The organism is Streptomyces sp. NPDC051243 (genome assembly GCF_044455405.1).
Lineage (GTDB): Bacteria > Actinomycetota > Actinomycetes > Streptomycetales > Streptomycetaceae > Streptomyces.
Genome location: NZ_JBITES010000017.1, coordinates 229,824 through 237,183 on the forward strand (window position 1 = coordinate 229,824; position 7,360 = coordinate 237,183).

Sequence of the window (7,360 nt, forward strand, 5' to 3'; positions counted from 1 at the left end):
CTCGTTGCGTAACTCAATTAATTTGCGACTGCACCCCTCCGCACCGACTCCCGCCGGCTCGTACCGTTGGCGATGGCCTGGCGCCACTGCCGGATCGCCTTGGGCGGCATCCCGACCGCGAGGGCACCGGTCAGCCGGTCGCCGGTGCGGTACGCGGCGACGAACCGCCGCTCGTCCAGGTCACCCTCCACCACGGCGACCTCGTCGTGTCCGCGCAGACAGCCGTACGCCTGGATCTTCATGTCGTACTGGTCGGACCAGAAGTACGGCACTGGCGCGAACGGCTTGCCGGCCTCGGGGGCGAGCAGGTTGCGCGCGGCCGCCATGCCCTGCTCGGCCGCGTTGGTGCGGTGCTCGATCCGCATCGCCATCCCGAACAGCGGGTTGTACCAGCGGGCGACGTCACCGGCGGCGTACACGTTCCGCGCGGCGTGGCAGTACTCGTCGCACACCACACCGTCGCCGACGGTGAGCCCGCTGCCGTCGAGCCACTCGGTGTTGGGCCGTGAGCCGACCGCGACCAGCACCTCGTCGGCCTCGACGAGTTCCCCGTCCGCGAGGCGCACCCCCTCCCCGGTCACCTCGGCCACGGTGACCCCGCAGCGCAGCTTCACGCCCTGCTCCAGGTGGGCCCGGGTCAGCACCTCGCCGACCTCGGTGCCGACGGCGTGGGCCAGCGGCACCGGGGCGGGTTCGAGGAGCATGACCTCGCAGCCGAGCCGCCGGGCGACGGCGGCCGCCTCGGCGCCCAGGAAGCCGGCGCCGACCACGACCAGCCGCCTGCCGGGCGTCAACCGGTCCCGCAGCCCCGGCTCGGCGAGCCGCTTGCCCAGCAGTCCGGCCAGGTAGCCCGCGACCTCACGGCTCGCCGCGCCCCGCTCCTCGGGCGTGGCGGTCGTGCGGACCATGGTCTTGGTGTGCTCCTGGAAGAAGTCGTGCTCCTCGTACGGCACGCCCAGCAGCTCGCAGATGACCAGCGAGGGGATCGGGAGCGCGAACACGTCCACCAGGTCCAGCGGGCCGGGACCGGCCAGCATGTCGTCGATCAGGCCGTCCACGATGCGCTGCACGGCCGGTCGCAGCGCCTCGACCTTCTTCACGGCGAACGGCGCCGTCACCATCCGGCGCAGCCGGGCGTGTTCGGGGTCGTCCATCATGATGAAGCTGAGCTTGCCCTCGCCCGCCTCCGGGCTGGCCTTGGTCGGGTAGCCGGGCCGGTCGGTGTCGGCGCTGACGCGCGGGTCGCCCAGGACGGCCCGCTGTTCGGCGTACCGGGTCACCAGCCAGGGCTCACTGCCGTCCCACAGCCGCACTTTGGCGAGCGGACCCTGGGCCTGCAGGTCCTTGAGCGCGGGCGGCGGGTCGAAGGGGCAGCGGGACTGGCGGGGCATCGGGAACTCGGGGACGGCGTCCCGCGCTGCGGGCGCGGCGCCGGTCGCGGTGTCGGCCATGGCTCTCCTCGGTCGTGGGGGGATCCGCCTCGATGAGCACATGCAAACAGAGGGGCCTGACGCCTCCCGGTCAGTTTCCTGACAGAAGACTGACGTGGCCCAGATCACACGCCACACCCTTAACCGGCCACTGGTTCAAGCGAGTCGGGTTCCCGCGCCGTCCATCAGGAGCCCATGTCCGCCCGCCCCAGCCAGTAACCGAACCCCCGGCGCGTGTGGATCAGCGCGGGGCCGTCCCGGTCGACCTTGCGGCGCAGGCGCGAGACCAGCTGCTCGATCGCGTTGTCGCCACGGTGGTCGCCCCGGACGTAGCGTCCGATCTGCTCCTTGGACAACACCCGGGGCGCGTTGACCAGGAGATGGCGCAGCAGCCGGTACTCCGCGGGCGTGAGGTCCAGCGCCCGCGTCCCGCGTGTCGCCCGGCACACGGTGTCGTCCAGCTGCAGGTCGCCGTACCGCAGTGGATTGCCCCGGGGCGGGCCGGGGCGGGCGCCGCGGAGCAGCACCTGGATCCTGGCGAGGACTTCGGCCACCCGGAACGGTTTGGTGACGTAGTCCCGCTCCCCCAGGCCGAGTTCGGGCACGAGCCGGTGGAGTCGGTCGTACTCGGTGAGCAGCAGGACGGGTGGGCGGTGCGGGAGTGCCGGGCGGCGCTCCCGGCTGAAGTTCGCCATGTCCGGCAAAGCGGTGTCGAAGACCACCAGGTCGAAGTGGTGTCCGGCGACCCTTGCCAGGGCCTCGGCGCCGGTGCCGCTGACACTGATCCGGTAGCCGGCCAACTCGAGGGTGGTCGAGAGCAGTTCGGCGAGGTCGGGCTCGCCGGCGGCGATCAGGACGTGCTGGCCGGCGCCGCGGGCGAGGGCGGCGCGCCGGAGGGTGGGTTCCTCAGGGGTGGCGCCGTCCACGGACGCGGCGCTGTGCCGAGGGCTCATGATCCGCCCCGTCCGGCGCCGCCGCGGCGGCTCGGGCCGAGAGTCGTCTGCACGGTCGTACTCCCTTGCGCCGGACGTCAGCGGGCCGGGGTGACGGGCGCCAGCCACATGCCGACGACCGCGTCGGCGAGGCCCGTGGCGGCGTCGTCCCAGCTGGACCTCGGGGTGGGGGTGTGCTCGGCGAGGGCGCGCTCGCGCTCGGCGGCCACATGGACGATGAGGTGGCGGACCATCTCGCCGCGTTCGGCGCGGACCTCGGCCGGGAGGTCGGGCAGGCAACGGTTCAGGCCCTCGATGATCTTCTGCAGGGACGGGGCGGTGAGGGCCTCCTCGACCATGATCCGGTGCAGCGCCGGGTCGGAGACGACCTGCGCGCAGAAGCGCGCGTACCAGGTGGGGCTGCCGAGTGCGGCGAGATGTTCGAGCGCCGGGCGGACCAGGCAGTCCACCCAGCCGCGTACGTCGTCGGGGTCGGGCAGGTCGGCGACCAGGCGGGCGCGGATCTCCTCGATGCGTGTGGCGTGCTTGCGGGCGATGGCGCGGACCAGGTCGGCCTTGGTGCCGAAGTGGTAGCCGACCGCCGTGTTGTTGCCCTGTCCCGCGGCCTCGCTGACCTGGCGGTTGGACACCGCGTACACGCCGTGTTCGGCGAAGAGCCGCTCGGCCGCGGTCAGGAGCTGCTCCCGGGTCGCGTTGACCTGCTCCTCGCGCAGGGTCCTGCCCGCCATGATCACCACCGCACCGGGACTTCACGGATCACCGCGCCGGCCAGTCCCTCGAGCCGTCACGGACGCGCACGCCTACAATCTAAGTCACCTGATTGAAAGAAGCGTGAAGATGGTGGAGCGGGCCGGCGGCGGCCGCCGCGATGGCCTTCGGGCTGTATCTGTTCATCACGGTGCTGCTGATCACCGCCATCGGGACGGTCGCGGTGATCGGTGCCTGGCCGCTGCCCGAGACGGTGCTGCTCGTGCGGCGGATCGCCGGGGCCAGGCGGCGGCTCACCGCCGCGTGGACGGGGCGGGAGATCCCCGGGGCGTATCGGGCCGTCGAGGGGTCGCTCACCGAACGGGTGCGCACGGCCGTGCGCGATCCCGGCACGCTCACCGATCTGCGCCGGATGGCCGCCTCCTACGGGTACGGCGCGCTGCTCTTCCTCGCCCTGCCGCTGTGGCCTCTCGGGCTCGTCCTCGACGGCGTGGGGTGCGGGCTGCTGCGACGGCGGGCCGTCGTCCTGCCGTGGATCGTGCGCCTCGCGGACCTGGAGGCCGGCTGGCCGACCGCGTTGCTGAGGCCGTCCCCGAAGGCGCTGCCGGCGGCGCGGGTGAAGCCGCTGAGCGCGACGCGCGCCGACGCGATCGCCGCCCACGGTGCCGGACCGCGCCGTATCGGGCGCGACCGGCACGACGGCGCACAGGCCCGGCTGGTGGCGCTGCCCATGCGGCTCGGCCTCGCCAAACGCGCCTGCGGCCGCGACCCGGACGCCGCGCGCAAGCTGCTGGACGACGCACAGGACGAGGCCGAGCAGGCGCCGGCGGAGCTGCGGCAAGTGGTGCCCGGCATCCACCCGACGATCCTGACCGACCGCGGTCCGGTCGGTGCCGTGCGGGCCCTGGCGGCGGGGTGGGAGTCCCCGCTCGGGCGAAGCCGAGAGCGGCAGCCGCGGCACCCCGACGTGCGGGCTGCGGGTGACCGTGGACGTCGAGGGGCTTCAGGACGACGGGCCGAGGGGCGCCCGCCGCGGTGGAGGCGGGCGCCTACCTCGTGGTGGCCGACGCGCTCACCGACGTCGCCAAGCACAGCGGCTCGCCGACGGCCTCGGTCCGGATCGCCCGCGTGCGGCGCGGTGTCCGCCTCGAGGTGGCCGACCGGGGCCCGGGCGGGGCGGACGGCTCGGGCGGGTCGGGGCTGCTGGGGGTGCGGCGGCGGGTCGCGGCGCTCGACGCTACGGCGCGGCTGTCCAGCCCGGTCGGCGGGCCCCCGGTCATCGAGGTGGAGCTGCCGTACGTGTGGTGAGGCCGGGCCCTGCTCCCCCTCGGGGATGACCTCGCCCGTGGCGCCTACTGCGTTCCGAGTACCGGCGAATGTCGGCAGACGGACGACGACGTGCCCGGCTGTTCCCTGGAGGCTGTACCCGACCGCTCCGGAACCGGAAGAACCCCGCTCATGACCATCCGTGTACTGCTCGCCGACGACCAGGCCCTGCTGCGGGCCACCTTCCGGATCCTGATCGACTCCTGCGCGGACATGGAGGTGGTCGGCGAGGCCGCCGACGGCGCCGAGGCCGTCGACCTGACCCGGGCCCACCGCCCCGACCTGGTCCTGATGGACATCCGCATGCCGGGCACCGACGGGCTGGCCGCCACCTCCGCCATCTGCGCCGACCCCGACCTCGCGGCAGTGCGCGTGCTGATCCTCACCACGTTCGAGATCGACGAGTACGTGGCGCAGGCGCTGCGGGCCGGGGCGAGCGGCTTCCTCGGCAAGGACGTCACCGCGGACGTGCTCCTCGACGGCATCCGGACCGTGGCCGCCGGCGAGTCCCTGCTCTCCCCCCTGGCGACCCGCACGCTGATCACCCGCTTCCTGGCCTCGCCCGCCGAGAGCTCGCAGTCGGCGGCGCCCGAGGACCTCACCGCCCTCACCGCCCGTGAACGCGAGGTCATGGCCTGGGTCGCCGAGGGCCACTCCAACGAGGAGATCGCCGGGAAGCTCTTCGTCAGCCCACTGACCGTACGCACCCACGTCCACCGCGCCATGACGAAGCTGGGCGCCCGCGACCGCGCCCAACTCGTCGTGATGGCCTACCAGTCGGGGCTGGTGCGGGCCGTGCCGCCGAACGCGGGCGACTGAGGTGGCTCGGTCCTTCCCCCGAACGGCGTCTCGGCCGCCGTTCAGGGGAAAACGGCGGCGAGGGCGCGTGGCGGTGGGCGGGGCCGTCGACAACTGACCCGTGAGCCTGCCGCTGATCCCTCCCATGCTCGCCACCCCCGGCACCCTGCCGCCCGCCGCGCAGGACGCACGCTGGGCCTACGAGACCAAACAGGACGGCCAGCGCGCGGTCGTCTACCTGGCAGGGGACGGCAGCCTGCTGCTGCGCGCCCGCTCCGGCGAGGACATCACGGCGGCCTATCCCGAACTGCGGGCGCTGGGCGGCGCACTGGGCTCCACTTCCGCGGTCCTCGACGGCGAGATCCTCGCGCTGGACGAACAGGGGCGCGCCGACTTCCAGTTGCTGCAGTCCCGCATGGGGCTGGCGCACGCGCCCGCGCGGGCCGCGCGGATGGCGGCCCGCACGCCCGTCCATCTGGTGCTGTTCGACGTGATGCACCTGGCGGACCGCTCCCTCGTCACGCTGCCCTACACCCAGCGCCGCGGCCTGCTGGAGGAGCTGGGCATCGGCGGGCCGTACTGGTCGACGCCGGCCGCGGTGGTCGGCCACGGCGCCCAAGCCCTGCGGGCGACCCGTGAGCACGGCCTCGAAGGGCTGGTGTGCAAACGGCTGGACTCGGTGTACGAGCCCGGGGTGCGCTCCCGCGCCTGGATCAAGATCCGCAACATGCGCACGGAGGACGTCGTCGTCGGCGGCTGGCTGCCCGGCAAGGGACGGCTCACGGGCCTGCCCGGCTCGGTGCTGGTCGGTCAGCGCGCGGCGGGACGGCTGCGCTACGTCGGCAATGTGGGCACCGGCTGGAGCGAGTCCGAGCGGGCCCAACTGGCCCGGCTGCTGCGGGAGTCGGAATCGGACACCTGCCCCTTCGACCCCGTCCCGCGGGTGCCGGGCGCGCACTGGGTGCTGCCCCGGCTGGTCGGGGAGGTCCGCTACAGCGTGCGCACCCGTTCCGGGCTGCTGCGCCAGCCGTCCTGGCTGCGGCTGAGGCCCGACCTCACGCCCGAGGAGTCGGCGGCCGAGATCCCGGACGACAGCGCCTGACACACGGCTTCGCGAGTTCCTGACACACAGCTTCGCGCCAGTTGTTGCGCTGATCGTTACCGCTGGTACTTCCGTGGCTCTTGGCACGGAAGTGAAAAGCCAGGATCCTGAACTGCCTTTCCCCCCATAGCCGTTGGGCTGCGCCCGAATCAGGAGGAGGACGCAGTGTCGTCACAGACGTCCCGCATGCACCGAAAGCGCTGGATCACCGGTCTGGCCGGTGCCGCCGCGCTCGTCATCGCCTTCCCCAGCACCGCCTTCGCGGCCCCGCCCGCGGCGCTGCCCGCCAACGCCGAGACGGCCGAGAAGACGTACCAGCCCGCCTACGACTACGACACGGACGGCTGCTACTCCACGCCCGCCATCGGCCCGGACGGCACCGTCAACGGCGGCCTGAACCCGACCGGTGCGCTCAACGGCCAGTGCCGTGACGCCTCGGACCTCGACAACACCAACGGCTACTCGCGCTACAAGTGCAACAACGGCTGGTGCGCCTACATGTACGGCCTGTACTTCGAGAAGGACCAGGCGATCGCGGGCAGCAGCATCGGCGGGCACCGGCACGACTGGGAGCACGTCGTGGTGTGGGTGCAGAACAACGCGGTGCAGTACGTATCGACGTCCAACCACGGCTCGTTCACCATCAGCCCGGCGTCCTCGGTGCGGTTCGACGGCACCCACCCGAAGATCGTGTACCACAAGGACGGTGTCAGCACGCACTGCTTCCGTCTCGCGAACTCCAATGACGAGCCGCCGGAGAACCACAAGGGCACCTGGCAGTACCCGCCGCTGGTCGGCTGGAACGGCTACCCGGCGGGCGTGCGCGACAAGCTGGTCGCCTACGACTTCGGCAGCGCCAACTTCGGCCTGAAGGACGCCGGCTTCGCGAACCACCTGGCGTCGGCGAAACCGTCCGGCATCGCGTTCGACCCGTACGCCTGATCCGGCGAGGCGATGGGGGGCGGGGCCGAGGGGGGGGGGGGGGGGCGGGGGCGGGGGGGCCCCCGGGGGGGGCGGGGGGGGGGGGGGGGGCGACCGCGCCG

6 protein-coding genes and 1 pseudogene are annotated in these 7,360 nt (G+C 73.1%); 4 read left to right on the top strand and 3 right to left on the bottom strand.

Annotated features, from left to right (window positions below):
- Positions 1 to 17 precede the first annotated feature (17 nt).
- From ACIBAG_RS36445 to ACIBAG_RS36455, 3 genes are all read right to left on the bottom strand, one after another.
- Entirely contained in the window at positions 18 to 1,451 is a 1,434-nt protein-coding gene (locus ACIBAG_RS36445) for an FAD-dependent oxidoreductase (RefSeq protein ID WP_399111221.1), read from the bottom strand.
- A gap of 164 nt (positions 1,452 to 1,615) precedes the next feature.
- Positions 1,616 to 2,383: a response regulator transcription factor gene (locus tag ACIBAG_RS36450; RefSeq protein ID WP_399111222.1), complete on the bottom strand. Its 768-nt coding sequence runs from the start codon at positions 2,381 to 2,383 to the stop codon at positions 1,616 to 1,618.
- Between the two features lie 77 nt (positions 2,384 to 2,460).
- Entirely contained in the window at positions 2,461 to 3,111 is a 651-nt protein-coding gene (locus ACIBAG_RS36455) for a TetR/AcrR family transcriptional regulator (RefSeq protein WP_399111224.1), read from the bottom strand.
- Positions 3,112 to 3,251: 140 nt separating this feature from the next.
- Between ACIBAG_RS36455 and ACIBAG_RS36460 the strand changes: the two are divergent.
- The 4 genes and pseudogenes from ACIBAG_RS36460 to ACIBAG_RS36475 all read left to right on the top strand — a co-directional run bounded on the left by ACIBAG_RS36460 (position 3,252) and on the right by ACIBAG_RS36475 (position 7,259).
- Positions 3,252 to 4,399: pseudogene (locus ACIBAG_RS36460) on the top strand (histidine kinase).
- Positions 4,400 to 4,549: 150 nt separating this feature from the next.
- Positions 4,550 to 5,236: a response regulator gene (locus ACIBAG_RS36465; protein WP_399111225.1), complete on the top strand. Its 687-nt coding sequence runs from the start codon at positions 4,550 to 4,552 to the stop codon at positions 5,234 to 5,236.
- 100 nt (positions 5,237 to 5,336) lie between these two features.
- The gene (ligD, locus tag ACIBAG_RS36470) at positions 5,337 to 6,317 is read left to right on the top strand and encodes a non-homologous end-joining DNA ligase (protein ID WP_399111227.1); all 981 of its coding nucleotides are present in this window, start codon (positions 5,337 to 5,339) and stop codon (positions 6,315 to 6,317) included.
- A gap of 165 nt (positions 6,318 to 6,482) precedes the next feature.
- A complete protein-coding gene (locus tag ACIBAG_RS36475; protein ID WP_399111229.1) occupies positions 6,483 to 7,259 on the top strand; it encodes an NPP1 family protein in 777 nt (258 codons plus the stop codon).
- Positions 7,260 to 7,360: the final 101 nt, after the last annotated feature.

Bases quoted from the DNA above. Each gene is read 5' to 3' on its own strand.
- ACIBAG_RS36455 (WP_399111224.1), bottom strand. From the start codon at position 3,111: ATGGCGGGCAGGACCCTGCGCGAGGAGCAGGTCAACGCGACCCGGGAG.
- ACIBAG_RS36465 (WP_399111225.1), top strand. From the start codon at position 4,550: ATGACCATCCGTGTACTGCTCGCCGACGACCAGGCCCTGCTGCGGGCC.
- ACIBAG_RS36450 (WP_399111222.1), bottom strand. From the start codon at position 2,383: ATGAGCCCTCGGCACAGCGCCGCGTCCGTGGACGGCGCCACCCCTGAG.
- ACIBAG_RS36445 (WP_399111221.1), bottom strand. From the start codon at position 1,451: ATGGCCGACACCGCGACCGGCGCCGCGCCCGCAGCGCGGGACGCCGTC.